General features: G+C 68.3%; 16 protein-coding genes. 12 read left to right on the top strand and 4 right to left on the bottom strand.

The genetic code is table 11. The annotated features are described in order from the left end of the window. Positions 1-115: 115 nt before the first annotated feature. The 3 genes from ACLQ7E_RS07470 to ACLQ7E_RS07460 all read right to left on the bottom strand — a co-directional run bounded on the left by ACLQ7E_RS07470 (position 116) and on the right by ACLQ7E_RS07460 (position 3,794). On the bottom strand, positions 116-1,783 hold the full coding sequence (locus tag ACLQ7E_RS07470; protein WP_411731942.1) for a DUF885 domain-containing protein: 1,668 nt from the start codon (positions 1,781-1,783) through the stop codon (positions 116-118). Positions 1,784-1,947: 164 nt separating this feature from the next. After that, complete coding sequence (locus ACLQ7E_RS07465; RefSeq protein WP_411731941.1) at positions 1,948-2,184, bottom strand: acyl-CoA carboxylase epsilon subunit; 237 nt, start codon at positions 2,182-2,184, stop codon at positions 1,948-1,950. Further along, complete coding sequence (locus ACLQ7E_RS07460; protein ID WP_411731940.1) at positions 2,181-3,794, bottom strand: acyl-CoA carboxylase subunit beta; 1,614 nt, start codon at positions 3,792-3,794, stop codon at positions 2,181-2,183. The genes ACLQ7E_RS07465 and ACLQ7E_RS07460 overlap by 4 nt, the downstream gene beginning before the upstream one ends. Positions 3,795-3,989: 195 nt before the next feature. Between ACLQ7E_RS07460 and ACLQ7E_RS07455 the strand changes: the two genes are divergently transcribed. The 7 genes from ACLQ7E_RS07455 to ACLQ7E_RS07425 all read left to right on the top strand — a co-directional run bounded on the left by ACLQ7E_RS07455 (position 3,990) and on the right by ACLQ7E_RS07425 (position 12,729). Beyond that, on the top strand, positions 3,990-4,850 hold the full coding sequence (locus tag ACLQ7E_RS07455; RefSeq protein ID WP_411731939.1) for an SDR family oxidoreductase: 861 nt from the start codon (positions 3,990-3,992) through the stop codon (positions 4,848-4,850). A gap of 94 nt (positions 4,851-4,944) precedes the next feature. Then, positions 4,945-5,892: a biotin--[acetyl-CoA-carboxylase] ligase gene (locus tag ACLQ7E_RS07450; protein WP_411731938.1), complete on the top strand. Its 948-nt coding sequence runs from the start codon at positions 4,945-4,947 to the stop codon at positions 5,890-5,892. Between the two features lie 210 nt (positions 5,893-6,102). Continuing rightward, on the top strand, positions 6,103-6,723 hold the full coding sequence (locus ACLQ7E_RS07445; protein WP_411731937.1) for a hypothetical protein: 621 nt from the start codon (positions 6,103-6,105) through the stop codon (positions 6,721-6,723). Positions 6,724-6,925: 202 nt separating this feature from the next. Continuing rightward, positions 6,926-8,002: an adenylate/guanylate cyclase domain-containing protein gene (locus ACLQ7E_RS07440; RefSeq protein WP_411731943.1), complete on the top strand. Its 1,077-nt coding sequence runs from the start codon at positions 6,926-6,928 to the stop codon at positions 8,000-8,002. After that, positions 8,003-9,097: a PP2C family protein-serine/threonine phosphatase gene (locus ACLQ7E_RS07435; protein WP_411731936.1), complete on the top strand. Its 1,095-nt coding sequence runs from the start codon at positions 8,003-8,005 to the stop codon at positions 9,095-9,097. It begins immediately after the preceding gene. Positions 9,098-9,184: 87 nt separating this feature from the next. Further along, a complete protein-coding gene (gene ligA, locus ACLQ7E_RS07430) occupies positions 9,185-11,566 on the top strand; it encodes an NAD-dependent DNA ligase LigA (RefSeq protein ID WP_411731935.1) in 2,382 nt (793 codons plus the stop codon). Positions 11,567-11,700: 134 nt separating this feature from the next. Then, the gene (locus ACLQ7E_RS07425; protein WP_411731934.1) at positions 11,701-12,729 is read left to right on the top strand and encodes an inositol monophosphatase family protein; all 1,029 of its coding nucleotides are present in this window, start codon (positions 11,701-11,703) and stop codon (positions 12,727-12,729) included. Positions 12,730-12,757: 28 nt separating this feature from the next. On the opposite strand, the gene ACLQ7E_RS07420 is transcribed toward ACLQ7E_RS07425, so the two are convergent. Next, complete coding sequence (locus ACLQ7E_RS07420; protein ID WP_411731933.1) at positions 12,758-13,030, bottom strand: hypothetical protein; 273 nt, start codon at positions 13,028-13,030, stop codon at positions 12,758-12,760. Positions 13,031-13,367: 337 nt separating this feature from the next. Between ACLQ7E_RS07420 and ACLQ7E_RS07415 the strand changes: the two genes are divergently transcribed. The 5 genes from ACLQ7E_RS07415 to gatB form a co-directional block, all read left to right on the top strand. Beyond that, positions 13,368-13,892: a GNAT family N-acetyltransferase gene (locus ACLQ7E_RS07415; RefSeq protein WP_411731932.1), complete on the top strand. Its 525-nt coding sequence runs from the start codon at positions 13,368-13,370 to the stop codon at positions 13,890-13,892. 255 nt (positions 13,893-14,147) lie between these two features. Then, positions 14,148-14,735: a maltokinase N-terminal cap-like domain-containing protein gene (locus ACLQ7E_RS07410; protein ID WP_411731931.1), complete on the top strand. Its 588-nt coding sequence runs from the start codon at positions 14,148-14,150 to the stop codon at positions 14,733-14,735. 132 nt (positions 14,736-14,867) lie between these two features. Beyond that, positions 14,868-15,164, top strand: coding sequence for an Asp-tRNA(Asn)/Glu-tRNA(Gln) amidotransferase subunit GatC (gene gatC, locus ACLQ7E_RS07405; protein WP_411731930.1), 297 nt, complete (start codon positions 14,868-14,870; stop codon positions 15,162-15,164). A 3-nt stretch (positions 15,165-15,167) separates the two neighbouring features. Then, positions 15,168-16,715 carry an Asp-tRNA(Asn)/Glu-tRNA(Gln) amidotransferase subunit GatA gene (gene gatA, locus ACLQ7E_RS07400; protein ID WP_411731929.1) on the top strand — a complete coding sequence of 516 codons (1,548 nt, stop codon included), beginning with the start codon at positions 15,168-15,170 and terminating at the stop codon, positions 16,713-16,715. A gap of 1 nt (position 16,716) precedes the next feature. After that, positions 16,717-17,776: Asp-tRNA(Asn)/Glu-tRNA(Gln) amidotransferase subunit GatB (gene gatB / locus ACLQ7E_RS07395; protein ID WP_411731928.1), on the top strand; the 1,060-nt coding region annotated here is incomplete at its 3' end.

The raw sequence follows: 17,776 nt of genomic DNA, 5'->3' as shown, positions 1-17,776 counted from the left end.
TCCTGCTTTTTGGGGGGGGGGGGGGGGGGGGGGGGGCGGGCCGGGGGGGGGCGCGGGGGTGCCTGGCCATGGAGGCCGGACACACCCGCCGCGCAATCCGGCCGACCTCGCTGAACTAGCCCAGCAGGGCCCGGCGCAGCGTGTCGAGACCCACCGAACCGACGCCCAAGGCCTGGGTGTGGAACGCCTTCAGGTCGAAGTCGGCCCCGGCACGGGTTTCGCGCTCGGCGCGGATCTGCTCCCACAATCGCTGCCCGACCTTGTACGCCGGCGCCTGGCCCGGCCAGCCGAGGTAGCGGGTGAATTCGAATTCCAGCTGGCCGGCCGAAATATCCAGGTTCTTTTCCAGGAACGCGAAGCCGCTCTCGCTGTCCCAGGTCCCCGAACCCCAGGCCTCGGGAATTTCCAGCTCCAGGTGCACTCCAATGTCGAAGACGACGCGGGCAGCGCGCATCCGCTGGGCATCGAGCATGCCCAGGTAATCGCCCGGATCGGCCAGGAAGCCCAGGTCGAGCATGAGGCGTTCGGCATACAGCGCCCAGCCTTCGCCGTGCCCCGAGACCCAGCAGGCATGGCGGCGCCAGTCATTGAGGGTCTCGCGGGCCAGCACCGCGGTGGCCACCTGCAGGTGGTGGCCCGGAACGCCCTCGTGGTAGACGGTGGTCAGCTCGGACCACGTGGTGAACTGGTCCTCGCCCGCGGGCACCGACCACCACATGCGGCCCGGCCGGCTGAAGTCCTCGGACGGCCCGGTGTAGTAGATGCCGCCTTCCTGGGTGGGCGCAATCATGCACTGGATCCGGTCCATCGGGGACGGGATCTCGAAGTGGGTTCCGGCCAGCGCGACAATGGCGGCGTCGGATTTTTCCTGCATCCACCGTTGCAGGGCGTCGGTGCCGGACAGCTGCCGGGCTTCATCCCCGTTCAGGATTTCCTTGGCCTCGGCGATGGTGGCACCGGCGGCAATCTGCCCGGAGATCCTCTGTTGTTCGGCGATGATGTTCGCCAGCTCGTTCACGCCCCACGCGTAGGTCTCCTCCAGATCCACCGCGGCACCCAGGAAGCGGCGGGACATCAGCGCGTAGTATTCCCGGCCCACGGCGTCCTTCTCGGGGGCCAGGGGAAGCAACTCGTCCTCGAGCACCTTGGACAGGCGAAGGTATGCGGCGTTGGCCGCGGCGGCCCCGGTGCCCAGCCGCTCGGCGAGTTCGGGAGCGACCGAGGTGCCCGCGGCCGCCAGTCCGTCAAAGAAGCCGCCGACCTTGGCGTATTCGCGTCCCTGGGTGATGACGATGTTCACCTGCCGGACCGCTGCCACCATGCCAAGGGCCGCCGAATCGCGCAGCGAGGCGATGTACCCGTCCATGGCGGCGGGCAGGTTGTGCATCCGATCGGCAACGAATGCGTAGTCTGCGGCCGTCTCCTGCGGCATCAAGTCGAAGATGGCGCGCAATTCCTGGGCGGGGGAGGCGATGTTGTTCAGCTCGGTCCGGCGGGTGTCAGCGATCTCGATTTCCAGCCCCAGGCGTTCGTTCATGGCGTCGAGGGTGATCTCGTCGATCCCATCCGCCGGGGTCAGCGCCTCGAGCTTCGCCAACGCCTCGCGTGCGGCGGCGCTCTGGGCGGCGACGCCGGCGGGGGAGTAGTCGGAGTACGCGGCCTCGTTGCCGGGCAGTCCAAGCTCGGTGGCGAATTCGGGGACGAGTTCGAGCAGGCGGGCGAAGTATTCGTTGGCGACGGCGTCGATGGCACTGCTCACGCGCGCTGGTGTGGTGTTGGTCATGGCACCAGCCTAAGCGCTTCTGAAAGTGTTGTTGAAGATTTTTGCCGGAAATCTTTTGGACGCCCGGGACAAGGAAGGCCGGGGTACCCGCAGGACGCAATCATCCTGCGGGCACCCCGGCCGACGTCACCGGCCACGGCGGGTGGCGGTGAAGGGGTGTTCCGTTAGTGCCGGCCGACCTTCCAGGGCAGCGGTGAGGCGCTTAGCGCCCGGCGCCGTAGGATCCGGCCGCGACGCAGCTCGGTGCCGCTCGGTGCCGATGCGGGGGAGTCCTGGCTGGCCAGCGCGGAAACGACCGCGGCCAGGGCGGCGACTTCCTCGGCCGTGGGATTTCCGCGGGTGATGGACAGCTGTGTCGCCGGGGCCTCCGTGTCGAGACCGGTGCTCTGGTTGCCGGTCACAGCGGCATGTTCCCGTGCTTCTTGGCCGGCAGTGCGGCGTGCTTGTCGCGCGTGGCGCGCAGTCCGCGCACGATCTGCAGGCGGGTGTCCGAGGGGGCGATGACCGCATCGACGTAGCCAAGCTCGGCTGCCTGGTACGGGTTGAGCAGCTCGGCCTCGTAGCCCTCGATGATGGCGGTGCGGCGTGCCTCCACGTCCCCGCCCTCGGCGGCAACGGCTGCAAGATCACGGCGGTAGAGGATGTTGACGGCGCCCTGGGCGCCCATCACGCCGATCTGCGCCGTCGGCCAGGCCAGGTTGATGTCCGCGCCCAGCTTCTTGGAGCCCATCACGATGTACGCTCCGCCGTAGGCCTTGCGGGTGATGACAGTCAGCTTGGGCACGGTGGCCTCGGCGTAGGCGTAGAGCAGCTTGGCGCCGCGGCGGATGATGCCCTGGAACTCCTGGTCCTTGCCCGGCAGGAAGCCGGGCACGTCCACCAGGGTGAGGATCGGGATGTTGAAGGCGTCGCAATTGCGCACGAAGCGGGCTGCCTTCTCGCTGGCTGCGATGTCCAGGGTGCCGGCGAACTGCATCGGCTGGTTGGCCACGATGCCGATGGTGGCGCCCTCGACACGGGCGTAGCCGATCATCACGTTGGGCGCGTAGAGCGACTGCATCTCCAGGAAGATCCCGTCGTCCACGATGTGCTCGATGACCTTGCGCATGTCGTAGGGCTGGTTGGCCGAGTCGGGGATCAGCGAGTCCAGCTCGAGGTCCGCGGCGGTGAGCTCCAGCTCCTCGTCGAATTCCACGGCCGGGGCCTCGGAGATGTTGTTCGAGGGCAGGAACTCGAGCAGTTCCTTGCAGAACTCGATCGCGTCCTGCTCGTCGGTGGCCAGGTAGGTGGCGGTGCCGGTGTTGGCGTTGTGCTGGCGGGCCCCGCCCAGGGTCTCCATGTCGACCTCTTCGCCGGTGACGGTCTTGATCACGTCGGGGCCGGTGATGAACATGTGGCTGGTCTTGTCGACCATGATCACGTAGTCGGTCAATGCGGGGGAGTACGCGGCGCCGCCGGCGCTCGGGCCCATGATCAGCGAGATCTGCGGGACGACGCCCGAGGCATGGACGTTGTTGCGGAAGATGTCGGCGAACATCGCCAGCGAGGCGACGCCCTCCTGGATGCGGGCTCCGCCGCCGTCGAGGATGCCGATGACGGGGCAACCGTTGCGCAGCGCGAATTCCTGGACCTTGACGATCTTCTCGCCGTTGACCTGGCTCAGCGAGCCGCCGTAGACGGTGAAGTCTTGGGAGTAGACGGCGACCGGGCGCCCGTCTACGGTGCCGTAGCCGGAGACCAAGCCGTCGCCCAGCGGACGCTTCTTTTCCATCCCGAAGGCGGAGCTGCGGTGCACGGCCAGCGCATCGAACTCGATGAACGAGCCTTCGTCGAGCAACATGTCGACGCGTTCGCGGGCGGTGTGCTTGCCTCGTGCGTGCTGCTTCTCGATGGCCTCGGCGCCCGAAGGAGCCTGGGCGAGGGCTTCGCGGCGACGGAATTCGGCGATCTTGCCTGCCGTGGTCGACAGGTCGATCGAATCCGTGGCGTCGGCGATGCGGCTCTGGGTCATCCCATGGCTCCCTTGAAGTAGATAAGTAGTAGGAAAGGCACAACAACAATGCCACCTCGGCCAGTCTAGTGACGCTCTGGGTCGAATTATGTGTAGGAAAGCTACAAGATCGTGTCGTGTTGGGGGTCAAGTCGTCCATAAAACAAGTTACTGGCGAGTAGCTTTTGGGGTGGTGCCTCACGTAATGTGGCTCACATGAGTGAATCGAACCGCGACGCCATCGCCGCCAATGCCAAGCCCCTGAGGGGCAAGACCATTCTCATGAGCGGAGGTAGCCGCGGCATCGGGCTGGCCATTGCGCTGCGTGCCGCGGCCGACGGGGCCAACGTGGCCATCATGGCCAAGACCGCCACCGAGCAGGCCAACCTCGCCGGCACGGTGTTCACCGCGGCGCAGGAGATCACCGCGGCCGGCGGCCATGGGTTGGCCATCGTGGGGGACGTGCGCAACGACGAGGATGTGCTCGGGGCCGTCGCGCAAACCGTTGAGCGCTTCGGCGGGATCGACGTGGTGGTCAACAACGCCTCGGCCATCGACCTGTCCAAGACCGATGACGTGTCGATGAAACGCTACGACCTGATGATGGACATCAACGTCCGCGGCACCTTCATGCTCTCCAAGACAGCATTGCCGCACCTGCGCAACAGCAACAACGGGCACATCCTCACGCTCTCCCCGCCGCTGAACCTGGAGCCGAAGTGGGCGGGGAAGCACCTGGCGTACACCATGGCCAAGTACGGGATGAGCATGACGACCCTGGGGCTGGCCGAGGAGCTGCGCGGCACCGGCGTCGGGGTCAACTCCCTGTGGCCGGCCACGCTGATCGACACCGCCGCGATCCGCAACATGCCCGGGGGCGCCCAGCTGGTCAAGGCCGCGCGCTCGGCACGCATCGTTGCCGACGCCGCGCACGCGATCCTCACCAGCGATGCGCACGCCTGCAGCGGGAACTTCTTCACCGACGAGGCCGTGCTGGCCGCCGCCGGCGTCACCGACTTCACCGGCTACTCCATGGGCGCGCCCGAATCCGACCTGGTCCCGGACATCTTCCTGTGATCCCGGATCCGCCCCTGGCTGCGCGGGCCGCAGGTGCCGGGGTCCAATGTGCCCGGGGAGACGATCCGGTGGTCGCGGGAATAGTCTTGGGGGCATGAGCATTGAACCAAACCCCGTGCCCACCTTCCCGTCCAACGCCGCCGCAGGGGGAGCCGATGCCGGGCGCGCGCCGCTGGACGCGGACGCGTTGCGCCGGGTGTTGGGCGGGCTGGGAGCCGGCGAGTTGTGGATCAGTCAGAGGACCGGGTCGACGAACGACGACCTGGCAGCGCGCGCCCAGGAGGCACCGCTGGCAAACTTGAGCGTGGAAACCACCGAACACCAGATGGCCGGGCACGGGCGGCTGGGGCGGGACTGGCAGACACCGGAGCGCAGCGCGCTGGCCACCAGCATCTACTTCCGCCCGGCCCCCGGGTTCGACCAGTCGGGGCTGGCCTGGCTGTCGATGCTCTGCGCCACCGCCATGGTGCAGACGCTGCGCGAGGACGCGGGGCTGGCGGCCGGCCTGAAGTGGCCCAACGACGTGGTCGCCGGCGGCAAGAAGGTCTGCGGCGTGCTGGCGCAATTGGTCATGACCGGACAGGGACCGGTGGTCATTGTCGGCGCCGGGCTCAACGTGAGCCTCACGGCCGACGAGCTTCCGGTGGACACGGCCGCGAGCCTGGCGACGCTGGGGGCCGGAACCCTTGACCGCACGCTGCTGCTGGGCGGCTACCTGCGCCGGGTGGTGCACCTCTTCAGGAGCTTTGAACAGGCAGGCGGCAACGCCGCGGCCCGGACCGGGTACGCGCCGGTGCCGTCGGAGGCAGGAGCCGGCGCGGAAGCCGCGCCCTCAACGCTGCGCGAGCTGGTGCGGTCGGTGATGGTGACCATCGGCCACGAGGTCGACGCGCACCTGCCCAACGGCACGGTGCTGCGCGGCACCGCCATCGACCTGGATGCCGAAGGCTCCCTGAGCGTTCGCGATGCAGGCGGGAAGGTGCACAGCGTGCTGGCCGGGGACGTCTACCACCTGCGGCGCAGCGACGGCTCCTACGCCTAGCGCGCGGCCGGCCCTGCAACGCGGCTCCGGGCGCCTGCCGCGGGCATGCCGGCGGCGAAAGCCGTGAAGAGCCGAAGAAATGACGCCCATGAATGGCACATCACGCAAGGAACCACGGATACTGTACCCAAAGCGTGGGTCCACTGGCTCTACCATTGAAGGAGCAAGACCGGCACGCACAACCGGTGTGTGGGTTGAAGGAGCCGGGACGTGAAGTTGATATTGGAGAAACGCGAGCGAGTCATCGTCAAGACCCGCGCGCACCGCCGGGTGCTGCGTGGCCCGTTCCTCCGCTTCCTGCTCCTGCTGGCGGGCGGCTGCTACTTGCTGGGCCTGCTGCTGCGCAATGACCTGCCCCCGTGGGTGGACCAGGGACGGCCGCTCCTGGCGGCGATGCTGGCCGTGGTATCTGGCGTCCTGCTGGTCATCTGGTGCCTGCGGCCCTGGATTCGTTGGGCCAACAGCTACGTCTACCTGACCACCGAGCGCATCGTCACCAAGCGTGGACGCCGGGCCTCCGGGCAACATTCCATCGGGTTGTACGCAATCCACGATATTGTTGCGGTGGTAAGGACCAACGCGCCGGCGACCGCGCCCGGGACACTTTCGGTAGTGTTGGCCGAACAACGCTTCAACATCCCGCACGTCCCGGCCGTGGCCCGCATGCGCGAATTTTGCATCGGGGCCATTACTGCCCTGCCGAACTTCCCACGGGTCGATGGTGTAAACATGGAAGAACGCGTTGACGGGGATCCGCCAATGACGCCACTGAACGAATCACGCCAGCAGCACCCAGAGCAGCAACAAAGAGAATGGACTGAGCATGAGTGAGCGGTCGCCGGCGACGGGCACCCAACCCGCCGCGCCCACCGCTGCCCGCGACGCGGCACGTGCCCAGGCCCAACGCCACCCCGCCGATGCCGCGGAGGCACCGGCCCCCGAGGCCAACGGCGCGCTGCATCCGGAGCCGGCGCAGCCAGCCGTCGAACTCGAGCCCGCGCTCGCTGACCCCCTGGGCGACTTGGTCGAGGCCATGAAGCGCCCGGAACAGATCGACCGGACCACCCCGGGGCCTGCACGCGACGCGGTCCGCGAGCTGGAACGGCGCCTGCTGGGTGCCGATCGCACCATGCGCCGCCGTGAAATGGCCGCCGGGGCAGGGGTCTCGCTGCTCTCGGCCCGCAAGATCTGGCGCGCCCTCGGTTTCCCGAACCTGGGCGACGAGGAGGTCTTCTTCACCACCGTCGACCAGGACGCACTGAAGTCCATCCTGAACATGGTCCGCGAGGGGACCCTGACCGAGGAAACTGCAATCTCGCTGACCCGTTCGGTCGGCCAGATGACCGACCGCATGGTGGTCTGGCAGGTCGAGGCGCTGGTCGAGGACATGGTGCAGAACCAGAAGATGAGCGACCCCGAGGCCCGCCGCAACCTGGTGAACCTGCTGCCGGACATCATTGAGCCGCTCGAGGACCTGCTGGTCTACTCCTGGCGCCGGCAGCTGAACGCCGCTGTGCACCGCTTGGTGCTCCGCGCCGAAACCGGCCTGGCCGCCTCCGCAGAAGGGCGCGACGGCTCCGAGGACGACGCCCCGCTGCCGCTGGCCCGCGCCGTCGGCTTCGCCGACCTGGTCTCCTACACCTCGCTCTCACGCCGGATGAACGAGCGCACGCTGGCCCAGCTGGTGCAGCGCTTCGAATCCAAGTGCGCAGAAATCATCTCCATCGGTGGCGGCCGGCTGGTCAAGACCATCGGCGACGAGGTGCTCTTCGTGGCCGAGACCCCGCAGGCAGGCGCGCAGATCTCCCTGGCCATGTCCAAGGAGTTCGCCGCCGACGAGCTGCTGCCCAACACGCGCGTCGCGCTGGTCTGGGGCCGCGTGCTGTCCCGCCTGGGCGATATCTACGGGCCCACGGTGAACCTGGCCGCGCGGCTGACCTCGCTGGCGGAGCCCGGCACCGTGCTGACCGATGAACTCACCGCCTCCACCCTGGCAGGGGATGCACGCTTTGTGCTTGAGCCCCAGGAAACCACCGCCGTGCGCGGCTTCGGGGACCTCACCCCGGTGCGCCTGGCCCCGGGCACCGGGACGGGACTGGTGCTGGACTAGATGCGCTACGGATTCGGGCAGGTGCGTGCGGCGGCGGCAACCGACATCGGGCTGCGCCGCGCCGTCAACGAGGACAGCGTGCTGGATGCCGGAACCGTTTTTGCCGTGGCCGACGGAATGGGCGGGCACGAGGCCGGCGACCTGGCCTCCCGGCTGGGCATCGAGACCCTGAACGAGCTCGCCGCCGAACCCACGGATCCCGGGGACGACCCGGAGGCGCTGCCGCACGCCCGGGACGTGCTCGCCGTGGTCACGGAGGCCGATGCCCGGATCCGCCTGGCCACCGGCGCCCGCGGCGGCACCACCCTGTGTGTGCTGGCGCTGGTCCGCGTCGAGGACGACGGCGGGGCCTGGCCCGGGGAGCCCGCTGGATCGCCGGTGACGGCGCAGCTGCCCGCCGCGCACGGGGCCGGATTGACGGAGGCGCTGCACCTGCCGCTGCCCGCGGTCGGAGCGCCGCGCTATCTGGACAGCACCCACGAATCCGGCGAAGTGGACGTCGACACCGCCGCCGATCGGCCCGAGCCCGAACCCACCACCGATGTGCTGCCGCGCGCCCAAGCCGCAGGGGTGCCAGCCGCACCGGCAGGCACCGCGGCGATGACCATCGCCGGAACCTCGGCGAAGGTCACGCCGATCCCCGGCGCCGGCGACGGGTTTGTCGGCGCGGAGGAGGACCCGGTGCGGGTGATGCTGCTGAACGTCGGCGACTCCCGCGGCTACCGGCTGCGCGACGGCGTGCTGACCCAGCTGACCCGCGACCACTCCGCGGTCCAGGAGCTCATCGACGCCGGCATCATCACCGAGGCGGAGGCGCGCATCCACCCGCAGCGCAACCTGATCACCCGGGCGCTGGGGGCCGGCGGCAATTCGGTGCCTGACACCCAGTTCCACCTGCCGCGGCCCGGGGACCGCTACCTGCTGTGCACCGACGGACTCACCGGCGAGGTCGAGCCCAAGGCCATGGAAGAGATCCTGGCCCTGACCCCTGACCGCACCGAAGCGGTGGGCCGGCTCATCGACGCCGCCCTGGCCAGCGGCGGCCGGGACAACATCTCGGTGGTCATTGTCGATATCGAGGGCCCCGGCGCCTGATTGGCCGCGCGCCGGGCACGACGCGCCACACGCCCACGGTGCCGGGACACCAACTCGGGGGGTTTTCTGGGGCAAAATGGAGGGGTGATGCCCCAAGAGCCGACCCCGCAGCCAGCCCAGAGCCAGCCCGTTGACGCCCCGGACCGTCAATCCCCGGCGACGGAATCCGACGTGCCCCGGGCAGCAGGCGCCGACGCCCTGGCCGCAGCGCTCGAAGCCGAGGCAGTGGTCCCCGACGAGGCCCTGCGCGAGGAGTACCGTCAGCTGACCGACGAGGTCCGCAAGCACCGCGCCGCGTACTACAACGACGACGCCCCGCTGATTTCCGACGCCGAGTTCGACAAGCTGTACTCGCGCCTTGAGCTCCTCGAGGCACAAAACCCCGCCATCGTCGCCAACGATTCGCCCACCCAAGAGGTCGGCGGCGAGGTTTCCGCGGCCTTCGCAGAGGTGGTGCACCTCTCGCGCATGTACTCCCTGGAGGACGTGTTCTCCCTCGGGGAGGTCACCGCCTGGGGGGAAAAGACCGCGGCGAACGCCGCGCTGCGCGCCGCCGGGCACGAGCTCAAGTGGCTCTGCGAGGTCAAGATCGACGGGCTGGCGGTGAACCTGCTCTACCGCAACGGCAAGCTGGTGCGCGCGGCCACCCGCGGGGACGGCACCACCGGGGAGGACGTCACCCACAACGTGCTGACCATCAAGGACATCCCCACGCAGCTGGCCGGCCAGGACTGGCCCGAGGAAGTGGAAGTCCGCGGGGAGATCTTCATCCCCTCGGCCGACTTCGCCGCCTACAACGAGGCGCTGATCACCGCAGGCAAGGCGCCGCTGGCCAACCCGCGCAACGCTGCCGCCGGATCCATTCGGCAGAAGGACGCCAAGGAAACCGCCAAGCGGCCGCTGAAGATGTTCGTCCACGGCTTCGGGGTGCGCTCCGGGCTCACCGCCTCCACCCAGTCGGAGACTTACGCGCTCATGGCCTCCTGGGGCCTGCCGGTCTCCCCGTACTCTCGTGTCGTCGATACCCTCGATGAGGTGCTCGCGTTCATCGCCGAGAACGGTGAACACCGCCACGATCTGCTGCATGAGATCGACGGCATCGTGGTGAAGACCGACGCGTTCGAGATCCAGCGCAACCTCGGCTTCACCTCCCGCGTCCCGCGTTGGGCAGTGGCCTACAAGTACCCGCCCGAAGAGGTCAACACCGTACTTCTCGACATCCAGGTACAGGTGGGCCGCACGGGACGCGTCACCCCCTTTGGCATCATGGCACCGGTGCTGGTGGCCGGGTCCACCGTGGAGCGCGCGACGCTGCACAACCAGGACGTGGTCAAAGCCAAGGGCGTGCTCATCGGGGACACCGTGATCCTGCGCAAGGCGGGGGACGTGATCCCGGAAATCGTCGGACCCGTCCTGGCGCTGCGGACGGGCAGCGAACGCGAATTCGTCATGCCCACCACCTGCCCCTCCTGCGGGACGGCGCTGGCCCCGGCCAAGGAGGGCGATGTGGATATCCGCTGCCCCAACGCCGAATCCTGCCCGGTGCAGCTCACCGAACGCGTCGCCCACCTGGGCGGGCGCGGCGCCTTCGACATTGAGGCGCTGGGCTATGAGGCCGCGCAGGCGCTGACCATCGGGCCCGGCGAGGACCCTGCGGAAAATGGCGGGGTCATCGCCCCGGCCGGCCCCGGCCCGCTGCGCAATGAGGCAGCCATCTTCGATTTGGCCGCTGGCAACCCGGATTCCACGCTGCGCGAGGCGCTGTCGGCGGTCAACGTGTGGCGCGAGATCCGCTCCAAGGGCGAGGGCACCGGCAAGTTCGCCTTGGTCCCGTACTTCTACTCCAAGGCCACCGCAAAGAAGCCGTCGGTCCCGACCAGGACCACCGAAAAACTCTTCGACGAGCTGGAAAAGGCCAAGAGCCAGCCGTTGTGGCGGGTCCTGGTCGGATTGTCCATCCGGCACGTGGGACCCACCGCCTCACGCTCGCTGGCCACCAAATACGGGTCAATGGTCGAGATCATCAAGGCCTTGGAAGCCGAGGGTGCCCGCGAGGCACTCGCCGAGGTCGACGGGGTCGGTGCCATCATTGCCGACGCGCTGATCGAGTGGTTCGCCGTCGACTGGCACCGGGACATCATTGCCGCCTGGGATGCAGCCGGGGTCTTGATGAAGGACGAGCGGGACGAGTCCATCGTGAAGCACCTGGAGGGGATGAGCATCGTGGTCACCGGCACGCTGCCGACCTACAGCCGGGACGCGGCCAAGGAAGCGATCATCATCCGCGGCGGGAAGGCCGCAGGGTCGGTCTCCAAGAACACCGCCTACGTGGTCGCCGGCGAGGCCGCCGGCTCCAAGCTGGACAAGGCGGTCACCCTGGGCGTGCAGGTGCTCGACGAGGAGGGCTTCAAGCTGCTGCTTGACGGCGGGCCCGAGGCCGTGGAGGGTCGCCCCAACCCCGAGGCGTAGCGCCGCGGGACCCTGCGGTTTGGGTTCCGGTCCGCCTCCGTTCTGCACAGCAAGGCTTTTTGAAGACCCGAAGGCAACATCCCTGCCAGCAGGCCCCCAGGCCCGGCACCCCCCCAGTCACCAAGGAGCAGCACATGAGCACGAACCCGAAGCACCTGCAATCGGCGCAGGGTGCCGCTACGGCATCCGACGACCAGGACGCCTCGCTGCGCCGCGAGCTGCTGGCCGTGGCCCGCGAGGCCGCTGCCGCCGGTGCCGCAGTGCTGGCCGAACGGGGCCGCGGCAAGGTGGCTGCCGACACCAAGAGTGCGGCGGGGGACTGGGTCACCGACTTCGACCGCCGGGCCGAAATGGCGGTGCGCGACGTGATCGCCGCGGCGCGGCCCAACGACGCGATCACCGGTGAGGAATACGGACGCACGGTCCCCGCACAGCCCTCGGGCTACCGCTGGTCGATCGACCCGCTGGACGGCACCGCGAACTTCGTGCGCGGCATCGTGTACTACTGCACTTCGGTGGCGGTGTTCGGGCCGCTCGACGGGGCGGCCGCGGCAACGGCAACGGAAACGGCCACCTCGACGGGCAACACACTGGCGGCCGACGGCGCCGCCATGGATGCGGGCACCCACGGGTGGCTCGCGGCTTCCATCAACGCACCGGCCCTGGGCGTCGAATACTACGCCGCCGCCGGGGACGGGGCATGGCTTGTCGATTCCGTGCTGGAGGCCGGGTCCGATGCCAGGCGCGGCGGCAGTGCGACCCGTGCGCAACGGTTGCACGGGGGCGACAAGGAAGAAGCCGGCCGCCTGCTGGCCACCGGCTTCGGCTACGACGCGGACCGCCGGCAGTTCCAAGTCGGCGCGCTGCTGGGGTTGATGCCGGGCTTTGCCAATGTGCGCCGCATCGGGTCGGCCGCGCTGGATTTGTGCCTGGTCGCCGACGGCACGCTTGACGCCTACGCGGAGTATGGCACGCAGGAATTCGACTGGGCCGCCGGTGCACTCATCGTGGCCGAGGCCGGGTTGCCGGTGCTGCGCCCCCGGACCGATCCGGGGTGGCAGGCCGCCGGATACCTGGACTTCGACGCGCTGCCCGCGGAAGTGCCGGCGACCGAACAGCCCGCAGCCCAACAGCCCGCAGCCCAACAGCCCGCGGCGAAATAGCCGGATTGCGGACTCGAGGAACACCGGGTCAGCACAAGCCCGCCGAAGCCGTGGATGCACCACGGGGGCGGCGGGCTTCGTCGTCGGCCCCCGGAAAAGCAGGAGCCGGTGTGCGCCATGTGCGGAACTGCTGGCCGGCGGCCGCATCGTAGGCGGCGGCCTGCGCGCGGATCTGCTCCTCGGACTTCCCGCAGCCGTCCGGCACCTGCGGCCTGGACCCGGGCGGTGCGATGACGTTGTACAGCTCGATGACCAGGGTCTGGAGGTAGGACTGTTCGTGGGGGGTTTTCCAGGCCGACATATTCATCCAGCGCGAAGGCGGTGGTCTTGCCAAAGTCGGCGTCACCGCGTGCGACGGCCTTGGCCGGCTCCGCGTAGAGTCCCAGCGGGGTGGACCCTGTGGCAACGCCCAGGACGGCATCCCCAAAGGCACGGGTGCGCGGCCCGTCGATCAACGCCTCGGCGGCGAACCCGGCGGCTTCTTCGGCGGTGGCGGCGATCAGTGCTTCCCTGTGTGTTCCTTTGCGGTGGTGCAAGATTTCCCTGGCGGGTGTCGCGGGGCAATCGGGGGTGAGGTTGGCAACAAGCGCCCGGTGCCCGGAACGCCCGCGCTCCGGGGGCTGGCACACTTGAAGTTAATGACTACCGCAACACTCGCACCCACCAGCACCCTGTTGATCCGGCCGGCCACCGAAGCCGACTACCCGCACATTGCGCGGATCACCGTGGACTCCTACCTGCATGCAGGGCACTTCGATGACCCGGACCACGAGTACCTGGAGTTCGTGCAGCAGGTTGCCGCGCGCCATGCCGCCTCCGAGATCCTGGTCGCCGAGCGCGACGGCGTGGTCATCGGGTCGGTCACCTTGGTGCGCGAGGGCACCGAGTATGCGGACATCGCCCGCCCCGGCGAGCTGGAATTCCGGATGCTGGTGGTGGACCCGGCCGTGCAGCGTTCGGGCGCCGGACGCGCCCTGCTCAACGCGGTCATCGCCCGCGCCCGCGAGATCGAGGACGTGCACACAGTCTCGCTGACCACCGGCAGCCACTGGGTTGCCGCCCGCGCGCTCTATGAGGCCGACGGCTTCGTGCATGCCTCCGAGCGCGACTGGTTCGTCCCGAACACCAAAATCGTGCTGGTGGTCTACACCTTCGCGCTCTAGCGTTCTTCGCTTTCTTACTTCCCCGTCTGCCGCTGCCGCAAGCCGGCGCACCGCGAAGGGGGATTGCCGCATCCAGGCTCCGGTACGGCGGAATTTTCCGCGGAACCGGAGCCTGCTGCATTTGGCGCATGACGGGGTTTTCCAAGCCGACGTGGGTCGATTGGATAGGGTGGGGGCCAGTGCCGGGATGCTGCCGCAGGTGCGGAAGGCATTCGGGCACAGATTCCATCCGTCGACGTCGTGCAGGAGAGCATCATGAGCGAGATTTTTGCCACCACCATGGATCCCACCAAGAAGGAGCTCATCGGGGCGTGGCTGCCGCGCCAGCCGTGGTTCGCCGGGGAGCGCGAGCCGGTGCTGGAGACCATCGGCGGCTTCCGGCTCGATGACCCCGCCGGCGAGGTGGGCCTGGAGTTCATCATCGTGGCCGACTCCGCATCGTCGACCCCCGTGACGTACCACGTGCCGCTGGCCTATCGCGGCGCGCCGCTGCCCGGCGCCGAAGCCTTCCTGCTGGGAACCAGCGAACACGGCGTGCTCGGAAAGCGCTGGATCTACGACGCGGAGGGCGACCCGGTGTGGCAGGCACAGGTGTGGGCCCTGCTGGCCGGGGACGTGCAGGCACAGCACCAGAACATTTCCCATACCCTCGAGCCGCTGGTGGGGGTGCATCGTGCAGGGCAGGAATCCGAAGCCGGCGTAGGCATCAAGGACCAGGAAATTGCGGTGATCCGTCGCCCGGTTGCCGGGACAACCGGCTCGTCGGGCGCCTCGGCGTGGATCGGCTCGCCGTGGAGCGATGCCGGGCAGGGCGTGAGCGGGGCAGTCATCGAATTTTCGTAGGTCGATGGCGCCTGGGCCCCGGGTTGTCCCGGGGCCCGAATGGGCCCTGGCGGAGGGTTGCAGGGCGAGATCTGCAAGGGCAGGGCGTACTAGACTAGGGGGGAAACCCCATCCGCCCACCTAGGGAGATACATGTCTGCCATCAGCCGTGAGGACGTTGCGCATTTGGCGCAGCTGGCCCACATCGAGATGAGCGATGCCGAGCTGGAAAAAATGACCGGCGAACTCGGTGTCATTGTCGATTCAATCGCGTCGGTCTCAGAGGCCGCCTCGGCCGATGTTCCGGCCACCACGCACCCCATTGCCCTGTCGAACGTGTTCCGCGAAGACGTGGTCGGCCCGACGCTAACCGCTGAGGAAGCGCTGATGAACGCACCGGACTCCGTCGACACCCGCTTCAAGGTGCCGGCCATTTTGGATGGAGAGTAATTCATGAACGAGATTATTCACCTTTCCGCCACCGAGCTTGCAGCCAAGCTGCGCGCCGGCGAAATCACGTCCGTGGCCGCCGTGCAGGCGCACCTGGACCGCATTGCCGAGGTTGACGGCGGGGAGCGCGGAATCCACGCCTTCCTGCACGTGAACACCGATGAGGCACTGGCAGTTGCCGCCGAGGTCGACGCGATCCGCGCCGCCGGGGGAGACGCCGCCGAGGCCCTGCACCTGTTCGCCGGCGTGCCGATCGCCATCAAGGACCTCATCGTCACCAAGGGGCAGCCGACCACGGCAGCCTCGAAGATGCTTGAGGGCTGGATGAGCCCGTACGACGCGACGGTGATCGAAAAGATCCGCGCAGCGAAGCTGCCGATGCTGGGCAAGACCAACCTGGACGAGTTCGCGATGGGTTCCTCCACCGAGCACTCCGCCTACGGCCCGACCCGCAATCCGTGGGACCTGGACCGCATCCCCGGCGGCTCCGGCGGCGGCTCCGCTGCCGCGGTGGCAGCCTTCGAGGCACCGCTGGCACTGGGCACCGACACCGGCGGATCGATCCGCCAGCCCGGCGCCGTCACCGGCACCGTCGGCGTGAAGCCGACCTATGGCGGGGTTTCGCGCTATGGCGCCATCGCCATGGCCTCCTCGCTTGACCAGATCGGCCCGGTCACCCGCACCGTGCTGGACTCCGCCTACCTGCACGAGCTGATCGGCGGGCACGACCCGGCCGACTCGACCTCGCTGAACGAACCGGTGCCGGCACTGGTTGCCTCTGCAGAGCTTGGCGCCTCCGGCGACATGACCGGCGTGCGCGTCGGCGTCATCAAGGAACTGCAGGGCGAAGGTTATGAGGCAGGCGTGCAGGCACGCTTCGACGAGTCGCTCGAGGCACTGCGTGCCGCGGGAGCGGAAATCGTCGAGGTCTCCTGCCCCAACTTCAAGTACGCGCTGGGCGCCTACTACCTGATCATGCCCTCGGAGGTCTCCTCCAACCTGGCGAAGTTCGACGGCGTGCGCTTTGGCACCCGCGTGCTTCCCGCGGGGGGCCCGCTGACCATCGAACGCGTCATGGGTGCCACCCGCGCCGCCGGATTCGGCGACGAGGTCAAGCGCCGCATCATCCTGGGCACCTACGCGCTGAGCGCCGGTTACTACGATGCCTACTACGGCTCGGCGCAGAAGGTCCGCACGCTGATCCAGCGCGACTTCGACGCCGCGTTCGCGCAGGCAGACGTGCTGATCTCCCCGACGAGCCCGACCGTCGCCTTCGAGCTGGGTTCCAAGACCGACGACCCGCTGGCCATGTACCTCAACGACGTGGCCACCATCCCGGCGAACATGGCCGGGATCCCGGGCATCACCGTTCCGGGTGGCCTCTCCGAGGGCCTGCCGGTCGGCATCCAGTTCCTGGCCCCGGCCCGCGAGGATGCCCGCCTTTACCGTGCCGGTGCGGCACTTGAAAAACTGCTGGAAGACAAGTGGGGTGGCCGGTTGATCGACCAGGCACCCGAGCTGTCCGCCGCCACCACTGGAGGGGTTGCCTAACATGGCTTCGTACACCGATGAACTGGTCGACTTCGACGTCGCACTGGAAAAATACGACCCGGTACTGGGCTTCGAGGTCCACGTCGAGCTGAACACCAAGACCAAGATGTTCTCCTCGGCGCCGAACGTGTTCGGCGATACGCCCAACACCAACGTGACCCCGGTCTGCCTGGGCCTGCCCGGCGTGCTGCCGGTGGTCAACAAGACCGCGGTGGAATACGCGATCATGATCGGCCTGGCGCTGAACTGCAAGATCGCCGAGCGGTGTGGCTTCGCGCGGAAGAACTACTTCTACCCGGACACCCCGAAGAACTTCCAGACCTCCCAGTACGACGACCCGATCGCCTACGACGGCTGGATCGACATCGAACTGGCCGACGGCGAGGTCTTCCGCGTGGAGATCGAGCGCGCGCACATGGAAGAGGACGCCGGAAAGCTCACCCACATGGGTGGGGCCACCGGCCGCATCCAGGGCGCCGACTACTCGCTGGTGGACTACAACCGTTCAGGCGTGCCGCTGGTCGAAATCGTCACCAAGACCATCGAGGGTGCCGGCAAGCGCGCCCCCGAGCTGGCCAAGGCGTACGTCGCTGCGATCCGCGAGATCGTCAAGGCGCTGGATGTCTCCGACGCGAAGATGGAACGCGGCAACGTGCGCTGCGACGCCAACGTCTCGTTGATGCTCAAGGATGCGACGAAGCTCGGCACCCGCACCGAGACCAAGAACGTGAACTCGCTGCGCGCCGTCGAGCACGCGGTGCGTTTCGAGATCGAGCGCCACGCGGCGGTGCTGAACTCGGGTGCCGCGATCGTGCAGGAAACCCGCCACTGGCACGAGGATACCCGCACAACGACCTCGGGCCGCCCGAAGTCGGATGCGGATGACTACCGCTACTTCCCGGAGCCGGACCTGGTTCCGGTCATCACCACCCCCGAGTGGATCGAGGAGCTGCGCGCTCGCCTGCCCGAGCCCCCGGCCGAGCGCCGCACGCCCCTGCAGGCCGACTGGGGCTACACGGATGCAGAGTTCCGTGACCTTGTGAATTCCGGTGTCACCGAGC

The sequence above is a fragment of the Paeniglutamicibacter sp. genome (assembly GCF_046714615.1).
Taxonomy (GTDB): Bacteria; Actinomycetota; Actinomycetes; order Actinomycetales; family Micrococcaceae; genus Paeniglutamicibacter.
This window is presented reverse-complemented; position numbering and strand designations above follow the sequence as displayed.